Here is a 23275-nt window from a genome sequence, read left to right on the forward strand (position 1 = left end):
GCCGGGAGCGGGGATCCGATAGTTCAGCGCGGCGGCCCGTCGGCGCCGGGCCGCCGCGGCAGGGCCGGACCGTCCGCGGCCCTGTCGACATACACCGGTGGGCCCGGCGCCGGGAGGTGGCAGGCGGCCTTCGGAGTGAGCCCGCACTGCTCGGTCCGGAAGTACGGCGAAGATGGGGCGATTGACCCATGCGGCGCGGGCCGGCGGGCAACGATGCTCGTAGGCATGACGAACAAAGCAGTGGTCAGCCTCATCACCGGGCTGGAAGATTCCGAAAAGGTCGCCGTGGCGTTCCTGGTCGCGCTCGGCGCGGCGGAGCACGGGCGGCCGACTCTCATGTTCCTCACGAAGGAAGCGGTACGGCTGGCGACCGAGGGCGTCGCCCGGGGAGTGGCCTGCGAGGGCTGCCCGCCGCTACCCGATCTGGTGGCCCGATTCCATCGGGCGGGCGGTCGAATGCTGGTGTGCCCCATCTGTTTCGACGCTCGGCACCTGGCGAAGGACACGCTGGTGAGCAATGCCGAACTCGGCGGGACGGTCCAGCTCTGGGAATGGATCGGCGACGATCAGGTCACCGCATTCAGCTACTGAGATCGGCGGCGCCGGTCTCGCCGATGAGACCGTGCTCGGCCGCGAACAGGCTGGCCAGGGCGCGATTGCTCGTACCGGTCTTGGCGTAGATGTGCTCGACGTGATGGCCCGCGGTCCGGCGGGAGATGACCAGCGCCTCGGCGATCTCCCGGTTCGACATGCCGCGGGCCAGCAGTCGCAGCACCTCGACCTCCCGGTCGCTGAGCCCGGCGGGCCACGTCCGGCGGCGGTGACCGCGATGGCCGGCGGCGCGCAGCACGGCCGCCACCGCGTCGCCGTCGAGCCGGCCCGCGCGCACCTCGGCGCGCAGCAGGGCGGCGGCCTCGGGAGTCGGTACCGCCGCGCGGTGCGGGCGAGGTTCGGTCCGGGACCGGTAGAAGTCGGCGGCGGCCAGCACTCGGCCTTCCATTCCGATTGCGGCGCCGGACAATCCGCGCGGATAGCCGCTGCCGTCGAGTCGCTCGTGATGCTGCACGGCGATCGCGGCCAGCGGTGCCAGCGCGGGCGATCGGGCGAGCATCCGCTCGGTCAGGTACGGGTGCAAGCGAATTCGTTCCACCTCGACCGGGCTCAGCGCGGAATGCTTGTCCCAGATGGCATTCGACACTCCCAGCCGGCCCAGGTCGTGGATCAGCCCGGCCCGGCGGACCTGCGCCGCGGTCGGCAGTTCCAGCGATTCGGCCGCCGCCCCGGCCAAATCCGCGACGGCGCGCGAATGACCGATCGTGTAGGGCGATTTGATATCCGCGAAGTCGGCGATTGCCGCCAGCGCGGAATCCAGTTCGGCGTCGGTCAGCCGTCCGTCCAGCGCCGGTTCCGCCGCGACCACAGTCTCCCAGCTGTCGATCCCGTCCAGGTCGGCGAATATCGAATCGGCTTCCGCCGCGAAGAGTTCGACGACGGCGGGATCGAACTGGGTGCCGCTGCGGGCCCGCGCCACCTCGACGGCCGCCTCGACCCCCGCGGCGCGGTGGAACACCTCCACCACGTCGGCGAGGTTCACCAACCGGGCCGGCATCGAGAGTGCCTCGCCGCGAATGCCTTTCGGCGCACCCCGGCCGTCCCATCGTTCGAAGGTCTGCTCGACGCCGTCGCGCACCCGCTGATCGAGCCCGAGCCGTTGCGTGAGACGGTCGCTGGCGTGCCAGTGGTTGTCGAGCATCGTCTCCGCCACCCGGTGTCCCGCGCCGAGGAAGCCGAAGCCGAGCCGGATCCGTTCCGCCGCAGGCCGTCCCGCGCCGAGATGACGGAGGATGAACATCCGCTCGGCGCTCGCGCTGGGGAAGTCGGTGTGCCGGTAATCGGTCTTGAACGCCAGATCGTCGCCGAACCACTTCGCCTGTTCGTAGGCGTCGATATGGCAGCCGACCCAGGAGATCAGGCCGGTGTAGTAGACCACCTCGCGGTCGGCCTCGGACAGTCCCAACCGGCGCGCGAGCCGCAGCGCGATCAGGCACTGCCGCAGGACATGATCCATCGGCTGACCCATTCCCAGGTCGCTCGCCAGCGACAGGACGGCCAGTAGTTCGGCGAGACGGACCCGTGTGCGATCCACGTTCCGACTATAGATTCCGCCCTGCGGATACCGCCGGTCGTGCCACGACCAGCCGACAACAAGACTTGTCTTGACAAATTTATTTGTCGGTAGCAGTCTTGTGCGCATGCTCGACGTCGCAGTGATCGAAGAACCCGCCGCGGCCGAGGCATCCCTGGACCCGATCCGGTCCCGGATCCTCGCCGCTCTGGCCGAACCCGGCTCGGCCGCCATGCTCGCCGCGCGGCTCGAGCTGCCGAGGCAGAAGGTGAACTACCACCTGAAGGAACTCGAGCGGCACGGCCTGGTCGAGTTGGAGTCGGAGCGGCGCAAGGGAAATGTCACCGAGCGCGTGTTCCGCGCGACCGCCGCCTCGTACGTCATCTCGCCGATCGCGCTCGGCGCCGTCAGCCCCGATCCCGCGCGGTCGCCCGACCAGCTGTCCGCGCGCTGGCTGCTGGCCCTCGGGGCCCGGCTGGTACAGGAGGTCGGCGCGCTGCTCACCGGCGCCGCCCGGGCCCAGCGGCGGGTCGCGAGCTTCGGCATCGACGCGGAGATCAGGTTCGCCTCCGCGGCCGACCGCGCCGCCTTCGCCGACGAACTGGCCGCCACGGTGGCGGCCCTCGTCGGCCGCTATCACGACGAATCCGCCGCCGGTGGCCGCCGCCACCGCGTGGTGGTCGGGCTGCATCAGATTCCCGACCCGAAACCAGAGACCGAAACCGAAGCAGGACAGGAGAATTGACGATGGCGGAGCCGTTCGAGATCGAACTGGAGACGACCCTGCCGGCGAGCCCCGACGAGGTCTGGGCCGCGATCGCGACCGGACCGGGTATCGACTCCTGGTTCATGGGTCACAACGAGGTGGAAGCGCGCGAGGGCGGCGTCGCCGCCATGGATACCGGCGGGCAGCGCGAGGAGGCGCTGATCACCGCCTACGAGCCCGGCAAGCGCTTCGCCACCCGCACCCCCACCGCCGAGGACGGTCGCTTCATGGCCTTCGAATACCTCATCGAGGGCCGCGACCAGGGCAGCACCGTGCTGCGCGCCGTCCACAGCGGCATGCTCGGCGACGACTGGGAGGACGAGTACGACGCCCTGCGCCGCGGCTGGCCGTTCCATCTGCACACGCTCACCGAATACCTGCGCCATTTCCCGGGCCGCACCGCAACGCCGGTCTTCGCCGCGGCCCCCGGCGGCACCGAGGTCCGCGCGGCCCTGATCCGCGCGCTGACCCTGCCCACCCCGGTGACCGTCGGCGACCGGGTCCACGCGGAACCGGCCGGCCTGCCGTCCCTCGACGGCGAGGTGACCTGGTCCGACGACGAACGTTTCGCGATCCGCACCGCCGACGGGCTCTACAGCTTCCACTACGGCCTCCCCGGCGTCGCGGTCATGTTCCATCACCTGTTCGGCCCGGACACCACCGGCGCCGAGCCCGCCTGGCAGCACTGGCTGACCAACCTGTTCGCCTGAACACACCCGAATATCAAGAGAGTCAAGGACATTCACATGCGCACCCTGATCAGCACCGCGTTCGTCTCCCTCGACGGCGTCATGGAAGGCCCCGGCGGCGAGACCGGTTACCGCAACGCCGGCTGGACCTTCAAGGACATCGACTTCGTCCCCGAGGCCTACGAACTCAAGGGCCGCGAACAGGAGGAGGCCACCGCCCTCCTGCTGGGCCGCGTCAGCTACGAAGCCTTCGCCCCGGTGTGGCCGGACATGCCGGAATTCCCCGGCTACAAGGCGATGCCGAAATACGTCGTCTCCACCACCCTCGCCGACGACGATCTGGTCACCGACTGGGGTGACATCACGATCCTGCGCTCCCTCGACGAGGTGGCCGCCTTGAAGGAGACCGACGGCGGCCCGATCATCGTGCAGGGCAGCGCGACCCTGAACCACGCGCTCTCGGACGCGGCCCTGATCGACCGCTACCACCTGCTGGTGTTCCCGCTGCTCCTCGGCGCCGGCAAGCGGCTGTTCAGCGCCGCCGACCTGGACACCCGCAAGCTGAAACTCGTTGAACACGAGACCTATTCGAACGGCGTCCAGAAGAACGTCTTCGACGTCCTGCGCTGACGCCGCTCGCGCGCAACGGAATCAGCCGAGCACTGCCGGGAGGGTCTCCCAGCCGCGGACGGTGGAGGTCGGGGACAGGCGGGCGCGGGTGAGGTCGACGTTCCACTCCGGGAAGCGTTTCAGGATTTCCTCCAGGGCGATGCGGCCCTCCAGGCGGGCCAGCGCGGCGCCCAGGCAGTAGTGGGTGCCGATGCTGAAGGCCAGGTTCTGCTTGATCTCGCGGTGGATGTCGAAAACGTCTCCGTCGGGGGCGTATTGGCGATGATCGCGGCAGGCGGAGCCGAGCAGCATCATCATGATGCTGCCCGCCGGGACCGTGTGGCCGTGCACCTCGACGTCGCGGGTCACGTAGCGCGCGGTGTGCGGGGCCGGGGGCTCGAAGCGCAGGAGTTCCTCGATCGCGCCCGGGATCAGGGCCGGGTTCTCGACCAGTTCCCGGCGCTGGTCCGGGTGTTCGGCGAGAACCTTTCCGGCCCAGCCGATCAGGCGGGTCGTGGTCTCGTTGCCCGCGCCCGCGACCACGTTGATGTAGGTGAGCAGTTCGTCGCGGGTGAGCTTGCGGTGGACGCCCTTCTCGTCGTCGAATTCGGCGTTCAGCAGCTCGGTCATGATGTCGTCGGAGGGGTTCTTCGCGCGCCAGTCGATGTAGTCGGCGAAGATCTCGCCGGACAGGCCCTCCTCGGCCCGCATCGGCCGGCCCGCCTCGGTGCGCAGCCGATCGTTGGCGTTGTCGCGGATCGCTTCCTGATCGCCCTCGGGGATACCCACCAGCTTGCTGATCACCTTCATCGGCATCTGCGCCCCGAGGTCGGCGATGAAGTCGAAGCTGTCGCCGCCGACCAGCGGATCCAGGCTCTGGGCGCAGAATTCGCGGATGTGCGGCTCCAGCGCGTGGACCTTGCGCGGGGTGAACATCCGGGCCAGCAGCTTGCGGTGCACGTCGTGCAGCGGCGGATCCTCAAAAAGTACTACACCGGAAGGGATCTCGATGTTCGCCTTGATCAGTTCCAGGATGCCGCCGCGGGCGGAACTGTAGGTCTCCCAGTCGATCAGGCCCTTGTTGACATCGTCGAACCGGCTGAGCGCGTAGAACTCGTACTGCTCGTTGTAATACAGCGGCGCCTCCTCCCGCAGCCGCCGGAACATCGGGTACGGATCCGCGATGAGGTCGACGTCGTAGGGATCGAAGTGCACGTCGCTCGGGGCGGTGATCGTCACTGAACTACGCCTTTCACTGTCCTGAAGTCACGCGGGCGCGACTACCGTCTCGCGGCACAGCTTACGCGCGTAAACAGCACCGCGCGGGCACACGGCGGAATCCGCGTACGGCATCATGAGCGGGACAGTGTCGGTCCGGTCGAGTCGGAGGTGTGGCAGGTGAGCAGGTCGGATCGGCCGACGAAGGCCGACGTCGCTCGCCTGGCGAACGTGTCGACGGCGACGGTCAGCTACGTCCTCAACAACGCCAAGGGCGTCACGATCTCGGACCGGACGCGGGCAACGGTCCAGCAGGCCGCCCGCCAACTCGGCTACCGCCCCAACCTCGCCGCCCGCAACCTGGCCCGCGGCGGCAGCGGCGTGGTCCTCTACATCGTGCCCCGAATAGCGCTGGGGGAGTTGGCCATCGAGGTCGGCAGCCGCATGACGACCGCACTGGCCCGGCACGGCGTCATGTCCCTGGTGGTCTTCGAGACCGAGGACGACCGCCAGGTCGCCGAGGCCCTCTCCTCGTTCGACCCGGTCGCGGTGACCAGCGTCTTCCCCCTCAGCGGCGGCGCACTCGCGGCGGTCGAGGCGGCCGGCGTCCCCCAATTCCATTTGGGCAGCAGCGCACTGCGATCCGTCGGCGAACTACACCTGCTGGCCGGTGAGATGCGCGTGGACCACCTGACCACCCGAGGCCACCGCCACCTGGGCTTCGCCTACACCAACACGGTGAAATGGCGCCCCCTCGGCGACTATTGGCTCGCCGGGATCGAAGCCGCCGCCCGCCGCCGCGATCTCCCCGAGGTGCACGTCGCCACGATCGGCCCCGACGACGCCGCCGGCACCGTCACCGCCTGGGTCGAAGCCGGCGTCACCGCGGTCTGCGCCCAGAGCGACGAGACCGCGCTCGTCGTCCAGCACGGCATCCGCGAGGCGGGCCGGCGCTGCCCAGAAGACCTCGCGGTGATGGGCATCGACGCGATCCCCCTCGGCGAGGTCGCCGCCCCACCCCTCACCACCATCGCCTTCGACGCCGAGATCATCGTCGACATCGCCCTGGCCGCCCTCCTCGGCTCCCTCGGCTACCCGATCCCCGCCCCACCCCCCGACACCGGCCTCGCCCGCCTCATCCACCGCCGCTCCACCTGATCGGACTTCGCGGGCGGCGTTACCGCCGATCCGCTCCCCGGAATCGCCGCAAACTGTACTGTAACTGTTACGGTTGCTTCTCCCGCCGGACTCCGGGTGGTCGAGCCGGGGCGCGGGATGTGAAGCGGTGAGCGAGGTGGCTTGTGGCGCAACAGTTCTCGGACGCACCACTGGAGCACCCGGCCGATCTCACCGGTGCGTGGCTGACCGCCGCCCTCGGTGCGGGCACCGTCGTCGGATTCCACAGTGAGCGGATCGGCACCGGGCAGGTCAGCGATTGTTACCGCGTCACACTGGAGTACGCGGCCGGTGCGAGCGGCCCGCGCTCGGTCGTGCTGAAGGTCGCCGCGGCGGACCCCACCAGCCGGCAGACCGGAGCGGCGATGGGCCTGTACGAGAGCGAGGTGCGGTTCTATCGTGAGATCGCCCCGCGGCTGGCCGCGGGTCCGATCCCGGCGTGTCATCATGCCGCGATCGATCCCGGCAGCGGTTGCTTCGATCTGATGCTCGGCGACGCCGCTCCGGCCGTTGTCGGTGACGAGATCGTCGGCGCCACAAGGGAGCAGGCCGAGGCGGCGGTGTGCGGGCTGGGCCGCTGGCACGCTCTGATCGCCGCCGCGCCGGAGGTGACCGAGGCGCCGTGGCTGGAGCGCGGATCGCTGCTGAATCAGGCGCTGTTCGAACAGCTCTACGCCCTGTTCCTGGATCGCTACGGTGCGCGGATCGGCGCGCCGCAACGGACCGTCTGTGACCGCCTGGTCGGGCACTTCGACGCGTACGCCGCGGCCACCGCGAGTCTGACCCGGGGGCTCGTGCACGGCGACTATCGGCTGGACAACCTGCTGTTCGGTGGTCCCGGCGCGGAAAGGCCACTGGTCGTGGTGGATTGGCAGGGTGTGATGGCCGGGCCCGCCCGCACGGACCTGTCCTACTTCCTCGGCGGCGCGCTCGCCGCGGAGGATCGCCGGGTGTACTACGACGACCTGTTGTCCGCGTATCACGCGGAGCTGGGCCCGGATTCGCCGATCTCGCCGGCCGAGGTGCGCGAGGAGGTGCGGGCGCTCTCCTTCATGGGTGTCACGATGGCGATCGCGGCGTCGGTCGTCGTCGAACGCACCGAGCGCGGGGACACGCTGTTCCTGACCATGCTGGACCGGCACAGCTCCCATGTCCTCGACACGGGCGCGCTGAATCTGCTTCCGGGCTAACCGGTTTCGACGGCGGTACGGATCCGGTCCACCAGATCGGTGGCATCGCCGCCCGCGAAGGACGCCAGCATGCCCAGCGGTATCGACATCACCATCCGGGCCATGTCCATGCCCAGCGCGGTTCCCTCACCGCCTGCCGGCATCATCTGCTGGAGCAGCGGTACCACGGCGGCGGCCGCGGCCGGGTCGGCGAGCAGCTCGCCGAGGGTGGTCTCGGCGTCGACGGTCAGCCCGACGGTGTCGCCGGCGACGGTGACGGTCTGCCGTAGCCGGAGGTCGGTGCTGGAGGCCGCGGCCGCGATCTCGTAGTCGCCCGGCTCGACCACCCAGTCGTCGACCCGAATGTCCCAGTAGGCCAGGTCTTCCCGGCGGATCAGGACGCTCACGTCCGCGGTCTGCCCGGGTTCCAGTGTGACCTCCGCGAAGCCCTTCAGCTCGCGGACCGCGCGGGTGCGCGCCGAGGCGGGCAGTCCGGCGTAGAACTGCACGATCTCGCGTCCGGCGCGGGCGCCGGTATTGGTGACCGCGACGGTCGCGGTGATGCCGCCGGCGCCGGTGTCCAGCCGCAGGTCCGCGTAGCCGAAGCTGGTGTAGGACAGGCCGTGTCCGAACGGGAAGGCGACCTCGATGCCGCGCGCGTCGTACCAGCGGTAGCCGACGAACAGGCCCTCCGCGTACCGGGTGTGGGAGAACTCGCCCGGGAATTCGAGATAGGACGGGACGTCCTCGAGCCGCGCGGGCACGGTCTCGGCCAGCTTGCCGGAGGGATTGACCACGCCGTAGAGCACCTCGGCGATCGCGGTGCCGCCGGCCTGACCGAGCAGCGCCGCGTCGAGGATCGCGGGGGCGAACTCCGTGACCGGCGTGAGCCGCAGCACGCCGCCGTGCGAGAGCACGACCACGACATTCGGTTGTACGGTGGCGATCTCGCACAGCAGGGTGAGCTGTTCGGCGGGCAGTTCGAGGTGGTCGCGGTCGAATCCCTCGGATTCCTGCCCCGCGTCGACACCCAGGAACAGCACGGCCACCTGTGCGGTGCGCGCCAGGTCGACGGCCTCGCGGCGCAGGTCGGCGGCGTCGCCGCTGCCGTCGGTGGTGAATCCGGCCGCGAACGGAACCTCGGCTCCGGCGACCCGCCGGATCTCGTCGAGTGGGATGTCGAGCCGGGTGGGATTCACGTGCGAGCTGCCGCCGCCCTGATACCGCGGGGTGCGCGCGAATTCGCCGATCACCGCGACCGGTCGCGCCGGATCCAGCGGGAGCAGGCCGTTCTCGTTGCGCAACAACACGATCGCGCGGGCGGCGATGCGCGCGGCGAGCGCGTGGTGGGCGTCGCGGTCGAAACCGGCCGTCGCCGGTCCGGCCGCGGCGATCTTCGCGGACAGCGCCGAGACCCGGGCGGCGGCCCGCTCGACCGCGCCGGCGGGCACCTCGCCGCGCGACACCGCGGCCACGATGCGCTCGTCGCCGTGCGGGTCCGGGCCGGGCATCGCCAGATCCACCCCGGCCGCGACGGCCGCGGGCCGATCGCGCACCGCGCCCCAATCGCTGACCACGACCCCGTCGAAACCCCACTCCTCCCGCAGCACGCCGGTCAGCAGCCAGTGGTTCTCCGAGACGCGCACACCGTTGAGGCTGTTGTAGGAGCACATCACCGTCCACGGGCGGGCGTCGCGCACGATCCGCGCGAAGCCGCGCAGGTAGATCTCACGCAGCGTGCGCGGGTCGATATCGGAACTGGCCCGCATCCGGTCGTTCTCGGCGTTGTTGGCGGCGAAGTGCTTCACCGACGCGCCGACGCCCTGCGCCTGCAACCCGTTCACCCAGGCCGCGCCGAGCGCACCGGTGAGATGCGGATCCTCGGACAGGTATTCGAAGTTGCGGCCGCCGCGCGGATCCCGCTTGATGTTCACACCGGGACCCAGCAGCACGCCGACGCCTTCGGCCCGGCATTCCCGGCCCAGCGCGGCGCCGACCTCCCCGGCCGACGCGACACTCCAGGTCTGCGCCAGCGCGACCGCCGGCGGGAAACAGGTCGCGGGCACGCTCTCGCCGATGCCGAGATGATCGGTCTCCCCGGTCTGCTTCCGCAGTCCGTGCGGGCCGTCGTGCAGGGTGAACGCCGCCGTCGCGCCCACCCGCTTGGTGGCCCAGAACGAGGCGCCGCCGGTGAGAGCGGCCTGCTGCGGGACCGCGGAATCCGAGGCCGGTTCCGGCGCCGTCGACGTCATGGTCGTTCCTCCCGACATGTGTCCGGCACACCCGGTCGGCGCGACACTCGGACGAAAACAGAATGTCATGCGGTTTTCGTCGCGGCAAGCGCCCGCCGGTCCGTGTCGTCTCCGTACGATGCACCCATGGCGAGGCGTGGTCCCTACAGCAAGGGTGTGGAGAAGCGGGCGGAGATCCTCGACACCGCGCTGGCGATCGTCGCGCGGCACGGCTACGGCAGGGCGACGGTGAAACAGATCGCCGACGCGGTCGGGCTGAGCCAGAACGGCCTGCTGCACTATTTCGGATCCAAGGACGCGCTGTTCACCGAGATCCTGCGCCGCCGCGACGAGATCGACCTGGCCACGCACAGCGCGGGCACCGGCGACGTCCCCACGCGGCTCACCGAACTCGTCGCGCACAACGCCGCCGTACCCGGCTTCGTCGAGTTGCACGCGCGGCTCACCCACGAGGCGATCGAGGCGGATCATCCGTCGCACGAGTACTTCCGCGATCGGTACGACACGGTCCGCGCGTTCGGCCGCGAGATGTTCGAGCGGCTGCGCGACGAGGGCGCGATCGATCCCGGCCTCGATCCCGACCGGCTCGCCCCGCTGCTGTTCGCGGTCATCGACGGGTTGCAGACCCAGTGGCTCTACGACCGCGAGGTCGACATGCCGGTGCTCGTGCGCTATTTCCTCGATCTGCTCGCGGCGCGGCCTCCGGGCTGATCGCCGGGGCGGTCGGCTGCCCCGGTGGCCGCCCCCGGCGAGCCGGAGTGCGTCAGCGGCGGTCGAGAATGCGCCGGACGACCTGCTCGCGGGATCGGGATCCGGCGGCGTAGCCGGTGCCGGCATCGAAAAGTGCCGCGGTATAGATCGTTTCGAGCCGATGCAGGGTGGCCGCGTCGGGCGCGGGGCCCAGCGCGGCCCGGATCCGATGCTGGATCTCACCGGCCGTCCCGGCCCGCAGCCGCAGCACTTCCAGGGCATCGGATCCGAGGTTGCCGCGCTGTCCCGAGTGTGTGCGCAGGCCGGCCGAAGACAGCTGGCGCCACAGCAATTCGGAGATCAGCCGGGCGTCGGAGGCGAACCACGCCTGTGCCGTGCCGAGATCCACGCCGGCCTCCGCGGCAATGGTTGCGGCCGTGAGGCTTCCGAGGCCGCCACGTGCGATGACCGAGCGGGCCGAGTCGATCAGCACCTCGAACATCGCGGCGCGGTCGACCGGGGTTTCCTCGGCGGATCCGCCCGGGGTGGACGGTAGATCGGACATGTGTCCGAATACTAGTCCAGCGATTCGGCGCGGGCAAGGGCGCCGCACTATCGCGGCAGCGGCGCGCGCACCAGGCCGGGCGTGGTGACCAGCGGGAGATCGAGGGTGGTCCGGATGCCGGGATCGGCGGCGACCACAGCCGGGATCGCGTTCACGATGCGGCCCGCGGCCGCGACGATGGCGGCGTGATTGTGGTCGCCCTTGCGGCTGGTCGGGCAGATGTCCACGGAATACGAAGGCTCCCCGGCGATCTCGATGCGATACGAACCGCCGGGCTGGGCGGGCTGCGGCCAGTCCGGGCACAGGTCCTCGCGCAGCCGGGTGACGTGCTCGATCACGATCGCCGGATGCCCGCCGACCATGCCGCGCAGCTCGAATCGCAGGCCCACCACCTCGCCCTCGGAGACGTGCCCGACGGCGATGTCGAACGGCTCGGTGGCCGCGACCCGCTCGTAGTGCTCGGTGATCGTGTCCACGGTGATGCCGAGCCCGGCGGCCAGCTGCCGGATCGCCGGTCCCCAGGCGATACTCAGCACCCCGGGTTGCAGCAGCATCGGGATCTCGTCGATCGGCTTGCCGAAGCCCATCACGTCGAACATCACCGTCGCGCCGTCGTAGGTGGCGTAGTCGGCGATCTCCATGCAGCGGACCTGCTCGACGGTCTGACAGGTGCCCGTCAGCGCGAAGGGCAGCAGGTCGTTGGCGAAGCCGGGATCGACGCCGGTGATGAACAGGCTCGAATTCCCCTGCCGCGCTGCCTCTTCCACCGGCGTGATGAACTTCGGCGGCAGCACCTGCCACGGGTACTGCAACAGTCCGGGGGCCGAGCCGACGACGTTGACGCCGGCGGCGAGCAGCGTGCGGACATCCGCGACGGCCTCGGGCAGCCGGGTGTCGCCCATCGCGCAGTACACGACGCACTCCGGTTCGGTCGCCAGCAGCGCGTCGAGATCGCCGACCGCGGTGATCCCGGTCGCGGCGTCGAGCCCCGCGAGCTCACCGGCGTCGCGGCCGACCTTGGCCGGGGTGGAGACGCAGACGCCGGTCAGTTCGTAGCGCGGGCTCTCGATGAGACCGGTCAATGCCAGCCGGCCGACGTTCCCGGTACCGACATGGGCGACTCGGATGGGCATGAATTCTCCTCGGTGCGTAGCGGATTCGAGCCGATCCCGACACTCCGGCGCGACCCGATCATATTTCTGGACAGTAGTCTGGATTGGCTTCCAGTCGGTATGTTAGCGTGACGTTCATGGGACGCGTAGACGGCAAAGTGGCACTCATCAGTGGCGGGGCGCGCGGCATGGGCGCGGCGCACGCGGAACTGCTCGTGGCCGAGGGCGCCCAGGTGATCCTCGGCGACGTCCTGGGCGACGAGGGCCGGGCGGTCGCCGAGAAGCTCGGCGCCGCAGCGCGTTACGTCCATCTCGATGTCACCGAGCCGGAGCAGTGGGAGGCGGCGGTGGCCGAGGCGGTCACCTCGTTCGGCAAGCTCGACGTGCTCGTGAACAACGCCGGCATCATCAACGGCGGCCCGATCGAGAAGTTCGACCTCGGCAAGTGGCGGAAGATCCTCGACGTGAACCTCACCGGCACGTTCCTCGGCATCCGGGCGGTCGTGGAGCCGATGACCGCGGCCGGCGGCGGCTCGATCGTCAACGTGTCCTCGATCGAGGGCCTGCGCGGCGCCCCCTGGGCACACGGTTACGTCGCGTCCAAGTGGGGCGTGCGCGGGCTGGCCAAATCGGCGGCACTCGAGCTGGCGCCCCGCAAGATCCGGATCAACTCGCTGCATCCGGGACTGATCCGTACCCCCATGACCGAGCAGATCCCCGACGACCTCGTCACCATTCCGCTGGGCCGTCCCGCCCAGCCCGAGGAGGTCGCCACCTTCGTCCTCTTCCTGGCCAGCGACGAATCCGCGTACGCGACCGGGGCGGAGTTCATCGTCGACGGCGGTCTCGTGGTGGGGGTTCCGCACAAGTAGCGAAGGAAGTGCCCGCACGACAGCAGGTTCGAGCGGCCCGGGTGAAACCACCCGGGCCGCAGCCGTTTCCGGCTACTCGTACCGCACCCGCCAGTGCTTGATGCCGTTGATCCAGCCCGAGCGCAGCCGTTCCGGAGCCGCGACCTCCGACAGGTCCGGCATGACATCGGCGAGCGCGTTGAACATCAGATCGATCTCGAGCCGCGCCAGATTCGCTCCGACGCAGTAGTGCGCCCCGGTGCCGCCGAAGGCCAGATGCGGATTGGGATCGCGGGTGATGTCGAAGGAGAACGGATTCTCGAAGGTGTCCTCGTCGAAATTGGCCGAGCTGTAGAACAATCCGACGCGCTGCCCGGCCCGGATCGTCGCGCCGCCGAGTTCGGTGTCCGCGGTGGCGGTGCGCTGGAACGCCGTCACCGGGGTGGCCCAGCGGACGATCTCGTCGGTGGCGGTGCGCGGCCGCTCCCGCTTGTACAGTTCCCACTGCTCCGGATTGTCGACGAACGCCTTCATGCCGTGGGTGATCGCGTTGCGGGTGGTCTCGTTCCCGGCCACCGCCAGCAGGATCACGAAGAACCCGAACTCCTCGGAAGCCAGTGCCTCCCCGTCGACATCGGCGTGCACGAGTTGACTCACGATGTCGCCCAGCGGATTCGCGCGCCGCGCCTCGGCCATCTGCCAGGCGTAGCCGAGGATCTCCATCGAGGCGAGCGACGACGCGTCGGTGGTGACCGCGTCCCCGTACTCCGGATCGTCGTAGTTCAGCATCTGATTCGACCATTCGAACAGCTTGTGCCGGTCGTCCTGCGGAACCCCCAGCAGTTCCGCGATCGCCTGCAACGGCAGCTCACACGCCACCTGCTCGACGAAATCGCCGGTGCCCGCCTCCCGCGCGGCCCGCACGATGGCGCCCGCGCGATCGGCCAGCGCGGTCCGCAACCCCTCGACGGCCCTGGGGCTGAACCCCTTCGAGATGATTCGCCGGATCTTGGTGTGCTTCGGCGGATCCATGTTCACCAGCAGCGCGCCGGTGAGCTCGATCTGCTCGGGCGTCACCTCGCCGGGCAACCGGATGATCGACCCCTTCCGCTGCGAGGAGTACAGCTCCGAATTACGCGAGATCTCCTTGATGTCCTCGTGTTTGGAGACGACCCAGTACCCCCCGTCCCGGAATCCGCCGGACTGCTCGTCGGTCTGCGGATTCCACCACACCGGCGCGGTCCGCCGCAGTTCGGCGAACTCCCGCACCGGATTACGCGATTCCCAGAGGCCAGGATCGGTGAAATCGAAGCCGGCGGGGATGGACGGAGCTGACATTGCTTTCCTCCTGACGGACCTGACGTCCTGGCGGGGCGGAAATTCCTCCCGGAAATCTGTCCAGACAAATGATGGACATCTGTCTGGACAGTACTATGGCGAGCAGTGTGCGACAAGGTCCGTGGCCCGGCGAATGCCACGGCGCGGTGCACGCGCGACGGCCCCGGCCGCACGCGCGGTCGGGGCCGTCGGAGGACGCTCGGGAGTGTCGGTCAGGTGTGCCGGTCGGCGAGGAGGCGCCGGGCGGAGATCTCGAGGAGGTCGGCTACCTGTTCGTAGGAGAGGATGTTCATGCCCGCCTGTAGCAGGGCGCCGGAGTAGAGCAGTTCCAGCATGGACAGGCTCTCCGAGTCGGTGGATCCGAGGGCGGCGGCGAGCCGGCCGCGGATCTCGGTGCCGATGCGGACCCGCAGGTGGCGGACGTCCGGGTCGTCGCCGAGGAGGGCGCTGCTGACCGCGCTGGCCAGAGCCGGTTCGTCGGCGACCAGCAGGGAGACCTGGCGCAGGACCGCCACCACGCGGGCGGCCGGATCCGCGTCGTCGGTCTCCAGGGGCGGGGCGGCGATCAGACGGCGCCAGTACACCTCCGAGATCAGGTGTTCCTTGGAGGAGAAGTACGTGTAGGCGGTGGCGGTGCCGACACCCGCTGCGGCGGCGACGAGGCGAATCGTGGTGCCGGAGTAGCCTTCCCGGGACAGTACGTCGATCGCAGCCGCGGTGAGGCGGTCGACGGTGTCGGCCTGTTTCTCGGTGAGGCGACGTCGAGTCGCCTCGATGCCGGTGGATGCGAGTTCGGACATGTGTCTGAATCCTACTGTAGTGACACGACCAGGGTCGTTGCGGCACGGTCAGCGATCGCCGCCGGTGCCCACGCGGTGGTCCGGGGTGCGGGCGCCGGCGTACTCCTTCGCCCAGCGGTAGTCGGGTTTGCCGCTGGGGGAGCGGACCACGGTCTCGGCGACCCAGAGGGTGCGGGGCACCTTGTAGCCCGCCAGATGGTGACGGACGTGGGCGATCAGGTCGTCGAAATCCGGGGCGCCGGTATCGGTGGTCGCGACGACCGCGGCGACCTGCTGGCCCCAGCGCTCGTGGGCGATGCCGACCACCACCGCGTCGAAGACCGAATCATGCGCCTTGAGAACGCTTTCCACCTCTTCGACGAACACCTTCTCGCCGCCGGTGTTGATCACCATGTTGCCGCGGCCGAGCAGGGTGATGTAACCGCCCTCCTCGGCGCGGGCACGGTCGTCGGTGACCACCGTGCGGACGCCGTCGACGGTCCGGAACAGCTTCTCGGTCTTCGCGGTGTCCTTGTAGTAGCCCAGCGGCACCGAACCGGTCTTCGCCAGCCAGCCCTCCTCGCCGATTGCGACCGGCCGGCCGTCGTCGTCGACGACCACCGCGCCGCGACCGGTCTGCACGCGCGGGCCACGGCCGGGATCGTCGTCCTTGGTGGCGAAACCCATTCCGCCGAAACCGGTTTCGGAGGAGCCGATGGAATCGGAGATCAGGGCCGACGGGAAGCGTTCCAGCAGTGCGTTCTTCACCGGCTGGGACAGCAGCGCCGCGCCGGAGGCGATGACCACCAGCGAGCTCGTGTCGCCGTCGGCCTCGGCGTGCGCGTCCAGCAGCGGCCGCGCCATCGCGTCACCGGTGATCACCAGCACCATCGGCCGCTCCCGGATCACGGTGCGCCACACCGCCGCCGCGTCGAACCTCGACTCGAACACGACCGCGTTGCCGGTCCACAGCGCGGTGAAGGTGGGCATCATCGCCGAGGGGTGGATCAGCGGCGGCAGGATCAGCCAGGTGGCGGGATCGGACTGCGCGCCGACCCGCGACTGCTGGAACTCGTCCGCGACCGGTTCCCCGGTGTAGAAGTCGATTCCGCCGCCGAGGACCCGCCACATGTCCTCCTGCCGCCACATCACGCCCTTGGGCAGGCCGGTGGTGCCGCCGGTGTACATCATGTACAGATCGTCGGCGCTGCGCTCCACCACCCGCCGCGCCGGGGAACCGGCGGCCAGTGCCGCCTCGTATTCCGTTGCCGCGCTGGGTAAGTGATCGCCACCCAGGTCGTCGTCGACGACGATCGCGTGCCGCACCCGCGGCGCCCGCGCCAGGGCCGGCGCCACGGCCGGTTCGTAGCGGCGGTGGTACACGAGCACGTCGAGATCCGCGTTGTCGTAGAGGTAGACCAGTTCCTCGACGCCGTAGCGGTAGTTGACGTTGATCGGCACCGCCCGCAGCTTGAAGCAGGCGATCAGGGTCTCCATCGTCTCGATGCTGTTGTGCATCTGGAAACCGACGTGGGCGCCGGGCCCCACACCGGCGCCGGCGAGGTGATCGGCCAGCCGGTTCGCCCGGGCGTCGAGCTCGGCGAAGGTGCTGCGGCGGTCGCCGTGGATCAGCGCGGTGCGCTGCCCCATCGCGTCGACGGAATGCTCGAACAGATCGGCGAAGTTGCACGCCATGGTGATTCGTCCTTCACTTCGATCGGACCACGGTCAGCGGGAGGGGGGTGCCGCGGTCGGTGAAGCGGAACTCCGCCCCGCTGCTGAACCGGGTGATCGCCACCTCGCCGGATTCGGCGAAAGGCTTTTCGGCGAGCCGGAATCCGATCGTCAGCTCGTGGTCGGTGTCGGCGACCACCTCGGCCGCGTAGCGCGGGTTCACCCCGCGCGCCATGGCCGCGAGCGGTTCCAGGTGACCGGTGTCGACCACCGCGGGCCAGACCCCGTCCGTCAGGGCCGGACTGCGCTTCGGCAACCGCAGCCGCACCCCGGAGTCGTCCCGATCGATCCAGGCGCCGGTGTACCGCAGCGGATTCCAGGCCGGATGCAGTCCCAGGATCCGGGCCAGCGCCGCGTCGTCGTCGCCGAGATCCAGTGCCCGGCGCAGCCGTTCGGCCGTGATCCCGGCGATGCCGGTGAACTGCTTCCGCACGATCTCGGCCGCCGCGTCGGTGCGCGCGCCGACCGCGATGCGGAATCCCATGGCCAGCAGATGATGTTGCAGGCAGACCTCGTCGGCGAGCCGGATCAGCGCCGACCGGGAGAAGTCGGCGAACCGCAGATCGCTCAGCAACGGACCGGCGTAATCGGCGGCCCCGGCGTCGCCCGGATCGATCGGATCCAATACCACTGCGGCCGCGCGAGATTCGGCGAGAACGTCGGCATTGGGCGGGATGGGCGGCGGTACATGCGCCGCGTCGATGACGACCGTCCACGCGCAGACCGGGTGCCGGTCGGCCGGTACCCGGGGCGGGCGGTGGATCGGCCGCACCTGCGCGTGCGGATTGGTCGCCAGCGCGGTGGCGTCGAAGGTGGGGTCCTCGATGTCGTGGCACATCGAGCGCACATAGGACTCGCCCATGGGCTCCACATCGGCCAGCGCGCCGCAGTGGTCGAGCCAGAACTCGCCGTGATCGCGGTCGTCGACCCGGTACCGGAAGTCCATGAACTGCGGCGGGGCGCCGATATCCAGTTGCAGCCCTTTGAAGATCGTCTCGACACTGTCGCCGGTGAAGTTCAGCGCGCGCTGCATCCGCCGGGTGTAGACCGGGCTGGACACCTGCCACTCCTCGATCGCGACGGCGGTCATGCCCTCGCGGCCGAAGGCGGCGATGCAGTGCGCCATGCCCGACCGGTCGATCAGCTGCCCGCTCAGCAGCAGTTCGGGTACCAGCACGGCCAGTTCGGCGCGGGTCAGATCCGCGAAACCGCTTCGGCGCGGCTCGGTTTCGTTCACCACAGCGGCACCGGCGCCTCGCCGATCGGATACCAGCCGGGCAGCTTCTCTCCCGACGTGGCGCGGGTGATGCGCTGCTGCATGCCCTCCGACAGCGCGTTGCCGGTGATCATGTCCAGGAACAGCGCCGACACGTTGCCGAAGTCGAAGAAGTCGCGCTGCCAGGACCATTGATAGTCGCCGCCGTAGCGGAACCAGCTGCCGCCGATACCCTCCGGCGAGTAGAACCGGCCGTCGGGCCGCTTGCGGTCGCTGACCTGCTTCCACAGGCCGATCAGGTTGCCGCTGCGGTCGTCGATGACCCAGTCCTGGTAGGGGTAGGACCAGCCGTCGAGCCCGTCCATCTCCAATCCGATGGCGACGTCGCGGATCTCGTCGCGGCCGACGGCCATGAACTCCTGTTTCGGGCCGTAGTTCCAGCCGTAGGTGGCGTCCTCGGTGTAGAACTCGGCCAGTGGCCGCCAGTCGCCGGCGGCCTCACAGTCGCGGTTCGCCCGCAACCAGCGCCGCACCATCTCGTCGAGTTCGGCGCGATCGAAATCGGCCATGGCAGTGGTCCTTTCGGTAGATCAGGCGCCGGGGTGGAGGACCCGGGCCTCGGGCTGTACCTCGGTGAGCTGAATGTGGGCCCCGCGTGGCGCGGAGACGACGGCGACGATCGCGGCGGCGAGATGGCTCGCGCGCAACATCTCCGGATGCCGCGCGAAACCCCAGCGCACCCAGTCCTCGAGCACCGGGCCGATGACCTCCGCGGGGGTGGTCATACCCATACCGGTGAGGGTGGGACCCGGCCGGACCAGGGAGACCCGGACGCCGGTGCCCTCCAGCTCCATGACCATCTGCCGCGCCATGATCTCCACCGCGGTCTTGGCGGCCGGATACGCGCCCGAACGTGGCCGCGGATGATTCGCGGTGTCCGAGCTGATCATCACGAAATCGCCGCGCTGCCGGGCGATCATGTCCGGGACCACGCGGTGGACCAGGCGATGCACCCCGATCAGATGCACGTCGACCTGAGCGCGGAAGTCCTCGGGCGTCATCTCGTGCACCCGGCCGAAACTCATGTCGCCGGCGCCGGACACCACGATCTCGGCCGGGCCCAGCGCGGCCTCCGCGGCGGTGACGAACGCGTCGACGGAACCGGTGTCGGCCACGTCGAGCCGATGCGCGAATGCCTCGCCGCCGTTGTCGTTGATCTTCGCGGCCAGCGTTTCCAGCAACTCCACCCGGCGGGCGCCGAGCGCCACCGGGTGACCCAGTTCGGCGAGCGCCGCCGCGGTCGCGGCGCCGATCCCGGAGGAGGCGCCGGCGATCAGCACGGGCCGGCGATCGGGGTGGGGTTCGAAGCGGGGCATCAGCGGATCTCCACGGTGAGGGGCAGTTTGGCGAAACCGCGGACGTTGGTCGAGTGCACGCGTTCGATCCCGGTCTCGGCCAGCTCGTAAGTGCCGACGCGCGAGGCGAATTCGCGCAGGGCGATGGTGGCCTCCAGTCGCGCCAGATGCGCGCCGAGGCAGAAGTGCACGCCCGCGCCGAAACTCGCGAGGTTGCCCTTGTCCGGCCGATCGATGCGGTAGGTGTCGCCGTCCTCGAACACCTCCGGATCGCGGTTGGCGGAACCGATCAGCAGCAGCACCTTCGATCCTGCCGGGATCGTGGCGCCGTACATCTCGATATCCGTTGCCGCGCTGCGCGCCACGATCTGACTCGAGGTGTCGTAGCGCAGGGTCTCCTCCACCCAGTCCGGCACCAGCGCCGGGTCCGCGGCGACCTTGCGGTACTCGCCGGGATTGCGGCCGGCCCAATAGACCGCGTTGCCCAGCAGTTTGGTGGTGGTCTCGTTCCCGGCGACCACCATCAGGAACATGAAGCCGATGATCTCCTCGTCGGTGAGCCGATCGCCGTCGATCTCGGCGTCCAGCAGCGCCGAGGTGAGATCCTCGCCCGGCGACTTGCGCCGCTCGCCGACCATGTCGCTGTAGTAGCCGATCAGCGACAGTGCCGCCTCGATCGCGGGCATCGGCACGTCGAGGACGCCCTCCTCGCGATGCACCACCAGATCGGCGAGCCGGCGCACCTCGGCGCGATCGGACTCGGGCACCCCCATCAGTTCGGAGATGACGTCCATCGGCAGCTTGCCCGCGAAATCCTCGATCCAGTCGAAGGTTCCGCGCGCGAGCGCGGGTTCCAGATGCTCGCGCGTCAATTCCAGGATGCGGCCGTCCATTTCGGCCACCCGCCGCGGCGTGAAGCCCTTGTACACCAGCCGCCGCATGCGCACGTGCCGCGGATCGTCCATGGCGAGAAAGGACATCGTCCGGTGCGCGTGCGGGCCCCAGGCGGCGGGATCCAGCGAGACCCCGTTGGCGCTGGAGAGCCGGACGTGGTCGCGGAAGGCCGTGATGACGTCCGAGTGCCGGGACACGGCCCAGAAGTTCAGCTCCGGGTTGTGGTACAGCGGAGCGTCGGCGCGGAGGCGCTCGTAGATCGGGTACGGATCGTCGTGGAACCGGTAGTCGTAGGGGTCGAACGTGAACGGCTCCAACGAGGCCGAGGTCATGACGTCCCCCTCCGGGAAGACACACAGCTGGACATGTGTCTGGACGGTATCACCGACGCTCGTTCGCCACAACGGCCGCGGTTTCCTTGCGTTGGATCAATGCTTCGAACTATATTCCGAACACCTGTCCAGACATGCATCGGAGCCCGCACATGAACGGCCTCGTTCCTCCCGAAGGCACGCCCCTGCTGATCGGCGGCAAGCTGGTCCCCGGCGGCTCGGGCGTCTTCGCCACGGTCGATCCCGCCACCGAGGAGGTGCTCGGTCACGCGGCGGACGCCTCGGCCGAGGATATGGACGCCGCCGTCGCCGCGGCCCGGACCGCCTTCGATGATTCCGACTGGTCCCGCGACCCGGCGTTGCGCGCGCACTGCCTGCGCCAGCTGCGCGACGCCATGCGCGAGCACATCGAGGAACTGCGGGAGATCACCGTCGCCGAGGTCGGCGCGCCGGTCTCGCTCACGAGCGGACCGCAACTGGAGGGGCCGGTCGGCGATCTGACCTTCTCCGCCGACCTGGCCGAAAGCTACGTCTGGGAAACCGATCTCGGTGTCGCCGAGCAGATGGGCATCAGCAGCCGCCGGGTGATCCGCCGGGAGGCGACGGGCGTCGTCGGGGCGATCACCCCGTGGAACTTCCCGCACCAGATCAACCTGGCGAAGCTCGGCCCCGCGCTGGCCGCCGGCAACACGGTGGTACTCAAGCCCGCGCCCGACACCCCGTGGTGCGCAGCCGTTCTCGGCGCACTGGTCACCGAGCACACCGACATCCCGGCCGGTGTACTGAACATCGTCACCTCCACCGACCACGGCCTCGGCGCCCGCCTGGTGGCCGATCCGCGCGTGGACATGATCACCTTCACCGGGTCGACGGCGACCGGGCGTTCGGTGATGACGGGCGCCGCCGCGAACCTCAAGCGCACCTTCCTCGAACTGGGCGGCAAGTCGGCGGCCATCGTGCTCGACGACGCCGACATGAACGCCGCCGCGGCCTACACCGCGTTCTCGGTCGCCGTGCACGCGGGCCAGGGCTGCGCGCTGACCACCCGCATGCTGGTGCCGCGCGCCCGGTACGACGAGGCGGTGGCAGCGGCCGCGGGAACCCTGTCCGGAATCCGGGCCGGTGATCCGACGAAGCCCCGAACCATTTGTGGCCCTTTGATTTCCGCCCGGCAGCGGGATCGGGTCGAGCGCTATCTGGAGATCGCGCGCGCCGAGGGCGGCACCATCGCGGTCGGTGGCGGCCGCCCGGCGAACCGCCCGCAGGGCTTCTACATCGAACCCACCCTGATCACCGGGTTGAGCAACACCGCCACCGTGGCGCAGGAGGAGATCTTCGGCCCGGTGCTCGTCGTGATCGCCTACGATGACGACGCCGATGCGATCCGGCTGGCCAACGAATCCCCTTACGGCCTTTCGGGTTCGGTGTGGGGCAACGACCCGGAGCGGATCGAGCGCGTGATCGCCGGCGTCCGCACCGGCACACTCAGCGTGAACGGCGGCCTGTGGTACCACGCGGACGCCCCGTTCGGCGGCTACAAACAGTCCGGCATCGGCCGGGAGATGGGCGTCGCGGGCTTCGAGGAGTACCTCGAGACCAAGCTGATCGCGACCCCCGCCTGATGTTCGCCGGTCGCGGCGCGATCGTGGTGGGCGGCGGCAGCGGCGTCGGTCTGGCCGTGGCCACCGCGCTGGCCGCCCACGGCGCGGGTGTCGTCATCAATTCGCGCAGTGCGGAAGCGGTGGACCGGGCCACGGAGACGATCACCGGTACCGGCGGTAGCGCGGTGGGTGTGGCGGGTTCGGCCGCCGACGAATCCGTCGCCGACCGGCTGGTCGAAACCTGCGAATCCGCCTACGGCGCAGTCGATGTCCTGGTGAACTGCGCCGGCGTCGCCGAACCCCACGGGTCCTCGATCCTGTCGGTGACCACCGCGCAGTGGCGCGACCTGCTCGACTCGCACCTGACCACCACCTTCAACACCTGCCGCCGGGTGGCTCCCCGCATGGCGGCCCGCGGAATGACGATGCAGGCCTCCCTCGCCGCCCCGCCACCGGAATACGCCGCCGCGCTGTACGTCTACCTCGCCGCCGACGCCTCCGCCGCGGTGTCCGGCGAAATCTTCATCGCCGCAGGCGGTTTCGTCGGCCGCTTCGCCCGCCCGGCAACCGTTCCACTGGGCTACCGCGACCACGCCAACCAGCCACCCTGGTCGGTCGACGAACTGGGCCGGATGATCGGCTGACGGATGCGCCGGCGGGGCCGACCTCCCGCCGCATTCGTGATGTCGCGCCGCCGGAATCACGGCGGGAATATTCGACGCCGGGCAATCGAATCGGTGTCCATCGCACTGAATTCGAGAAAATCGCTCCGAGAATAGTAATCGCAATGAATCGGTGCACATA

At 69.6% G+C, this 23275-nt stretch carries 21 protein-coding genes and 1 pseudogene; 10 read left to right on the forward strand and 12 right to left on the reverse strand.

Annotated features, from left to right (window positions below):
* Positions 1-225: 225 nt before the first annotated feature.
* Entirely contained in the window at positions 226-591 is a 366-nt protein-coding gene (locus NRB56_RS07220; protein ID WP_153339762.1) for a DsrE family protein, read from the forward strand.
* Here the strand turns inward: NRB56_RS07220 and NRB56_RS07225 are convergent.
* On the reverse strand, positions 581-2146 hold the full coding sequence (locus tag NRB56_RS07225) for an HD domain-containing phosphohydrolase (RefSeq protein WP_319942683.1): 1566 nt from the start codon (positions 2144-2146) through the stop codon (positions 581-583). The two genes, NRB56_RS07220 and NRB56_RS07225, sit on opposite strands and share 11 nt — an antisense overlap.
* A 106-nt stretch (positions 2147-2252) precedes the next feature.
* Between NRB56_RS07225 and NRB56_RS07230 the strand changes: the two genes are divergently transcribed.
* The 3 genes from NRB56_RS07230 to NRB56_RS07240 are packed head-to-tail and all read left to right on the forward strand — an operon-like array spanning position 2253 to position 4210.
* Positions 2253-2870 (forward strand): ArsR/SmtB family transcription factor, encoded by a 618-nt coding sequence (locus tag NRB56_RS07230; protein ID WP_153339763.1) that lies wholly within the window; start codon positions 2253-2255, stop codon positions 2868-2870.
* A 2-nt stretch (positions 2871-2872) separates the two neighbouring features.
* Positions 2873-3601 (forward strand): SRPBCC family protein, encoded by a 729-nt coding sequence (locus NRB56_RS07235; RefSeq protein WP_153339764.1) that lies wholly within the window; start codon positions 2873-2875, stop codon positions 3599-3601.
* 36 nt (positions 3602-3637) lie between these two features.
* Positions 3638-4210 (forward strand): dihydrofolate reductase family protein, encoded by a 573-nt coding sequence (locus tag NRB56_RS07240; RefSeq protein ID WP_153339765.1) that lies wholly within the window; start codon positions 3638-3640, stop codon positions 4208-4210.
* 21 nt (positions 4211-4231) lie between these two features.
* Here the strand turns inward: NRB56_RS07240 and NRB56_RS07245 are convergent, their stop codons facing one another.
* A complete protein-coding gene (locus tag NRB56_RS07245; RefSeq protein WP_319942684.1) occupies positions 4232-5428 on the reverse strand; it encodes a cytochrome P450 in 1197 nt (398 codons plus the stop codon).
* A gap of 150 nt (positions 5429-5578) precedes the next feature.
* On the opposite strand from NRB56_RS07245, the gene NRB56_RS07250 reads away from it, so the two are divergent.
* Together NRB56_RS07250 and NRB56_RS07255 are read left to right on the forward strand one after the other, a co-directional pair.
* A complete protein-coding gene (locus NRB56_RS07250; protein WP_319942685.1) occupies positions 5579-6565 on the forward strand; it encodes a LacI family DNA-binding transcriptional regulator in 987 nt (328 codons plus the stop codon).
* A gap of 143 nt (positions 6566-6708) precedes the next feature.
* Positions 6709-7767: pseudogene (locus NRB56_RS07255) on the forward strand (phosphotransferase); the annotation flags it as partial.
* A 2-nt stretch (positions 7768-7769) separates the two neighbouring features.
* Here NRB56_RS07255 and NRB56_RS07260 read toward each other — a convergent pair.
* A complete protein-coding gene (locus NRB56_RS07260; protein WP_153339766.1) occupies positions 7770-10004 on the reverse strand; it encodes a glycoside hydrolase family 3 C-terminal domain-containing protein in 2235 nt (744 codons plus the stop codon).
* Between the two features lie 126 nt (positions 10005-10130).
* Between NRB56_RS07260 and NRB56_RS07265 the strand changes: the two genes are divergently transcribed.
* Positions 10131-10715 carry a TetR/AcrR family transcriptional regulator gene (locus NRB56_RS07265; protein ID WP_153339767.1) on the forward strand — a complete coding sequence of 195 codons (585 nt, stop codon included), beginning with the start codon at positions 10131-10133 and terminating at the stop codon, positions 10713-10715.
* A gap of 52 nt (positions 10716-10767) precedes the next feature.
* Here the strand turns inward: NRB56_RS07265 and NRB56_RS07270 are convergent, their stop codons facing one another.
* Positions 10768-11259, reverse strand: coding sequence for a hypothetical protein (locus tag NRB56_RS07270; RefSeq protein WP_153339768.1), 492 nt, complete (start codon positions 11257-11259; stop codon positions 10768-10770).
* Positions 11260-11306: 47 nt separating this feature from the next.
* Complete coding sequence (locus tag NRB56_RS07275; protein WP_153339769.1) at positions 11307-12392, reverse strand: NAD(P)H-dependent amine dehydrogenase family protein; 1086 nt, start codon at positions 12390-12392, stop codon at positions 11307-11309.
* A 116-nt stretch (positions 12393-12508) separates the two neighbouring features.
* Between NRB56_RS07275 and NRB56_RS07280 the strand changes: the two genes are divergently transcribed.
* Positions 12509-13243 carry a glucose 1-dehydrogenase gene (locus NRB56_RS07280; RefSeq protein WP_153339770.1) on the forward strand — a complete coding sequence of 245 codons (735 nt, stop codon included), beginning with the start codon at positions 12509-12511 and terminating at the stop codon, positions 13241-13243.
* 72 nt (positions 13244-13315) lie between these two features.
* Here the strand turns inward: NRB56_RS07280 and NRB56_RS07285 are convergent, their stop codons facing one another.
* The 7 genes from NRB56_RS07285 to NRB56_RS07315 form a co-directional block, all read right to left on the reverse strand.
* Positions 13316-14560, reverse strand: a complete 1245-nt coding sequence (locus NRB56_RS07285) for a cytochrome P450 (RefSeq protein ID WP_153339771.1) — start codon at positions 14558-14560, stop codon at positions 13316-13318.
* A gap of 212 nt (positions 14561-14772) precedes the next feature.
* Positions 14773-15360 carry a TetR/AcrR family transcriptional regulator gene (locus NRB56_RS07290; RefSeq protein ID WP_153339772.1) on the reverse strand — a complete coding sequence of 196 codons (588 nt, stop codon included), beginning with the start codon at positions 15358-15360 and terminating at the stop codon, positions 14773-14775.
* A gap of 48 nt (positions 15361-15408) precedes the next feature.
* Positions 15409-17034 (reverse strand): acyl-CoA synthetase, encoded by a 1626-nt coding sequence (locus NRB56_RS07295; RefSeq protein ID WP_153339773.1) that lies wholly within the window; start codon positions 17032-17034, stop codon positions 15409-15411.
* Positions 17035-17047: 13 nt separating this feature from the next.
* Positions 17048-18310: a hypothetical protein gene (locus NRB56_RS07300; RefSeq protein ID WP_406603446.1), complete on the reverse strand. Its 1263-nt coding sequence runs from the start codon at positions 18308-18310 to the stop codon at positions 17048-17050.
* Positions 18307-18858: a nuclear transport factor 2 family protein gene (locus NRB56_RS07305; RefSeq protein ID WP_153339774.1), complete on the reverse strand. Its 552-nt coding sequence runs from the start codon at positions 18856-18858 to the stop codon at positions 18307-18309. Before NRB56_RS07305 ends, NRB56_RS07300 begins: the two co-directional genes overlap by 4 nt.
* Positions 18859-18879: 21 nt before the next feature.
* A complete protein-coding gene (locus NRB56_RS07310) occupies positions 18880-19665 on the reverse strand; it encodes an SDR family oxidoreductase (RefSeq protein WP_153339775.1) in 786 nt (261 codons plus the stop codon).
* Complete coding sequence (locus NRB56_RS07315; RefSeq protein ID WP_153339776.1) at positions 19665-20870, reverse strand: cytochrome P450; 1206 nt, start codon at positions 20868-20870, stop codon at positions 19665-19667. The genes NRB56_RS07310 and NRB56_RS07315 overlap by 1 nt, the downstream gene beginning before the upstream one ends.
* A 152-nt stretch (positions 20871-21022) precedes the next feature.
* Here NRB56_RS07315 and NRB56_RS07320 point away from each other — a divergent pair, with 152 nt between their 5' ends.
* Both NRB56_RS07320 and NRB56_RS07325 read left to right on the forward strand, forming a co-directional pair.
* The gene (locus NRB56_RS07320) at positions 21023-22492 is read left to right on the forward strand and encodes an aldehyde dehydrogenase (protein WP_153339777.1); all 1470 of its coding nucleotides are present in this window, start codon (positions 21023-21025) and stop codon (positions 22490-22492) included.
* Complete coding sequence (locus NRB56_RS07325) at positions 22492-23115, forward strand: SDR family NAD(P)-dependent oxidoreductase (protein ID WP_153339778.1); 624 nt, start codon at positions 22492-22494, stop codon at positions 23113-23115. The genes NRB56_RS07320 and NRB56_RS07325 overlap by 1 nt, the downstream gene beginning before the upstream one ends.
* Positions 23116-23275 lie beyond the last annotated feature (160 nt).

The organism is Nocardia aurantia (genome assembly GCF_009604425.1).
Taxonomy (GTDB): Bacteria; Actinomycetota; Actinomycetes; order Mycobacteriales; family Mycobacteriaceae; genus Nocardia; species Nocardia aurantia.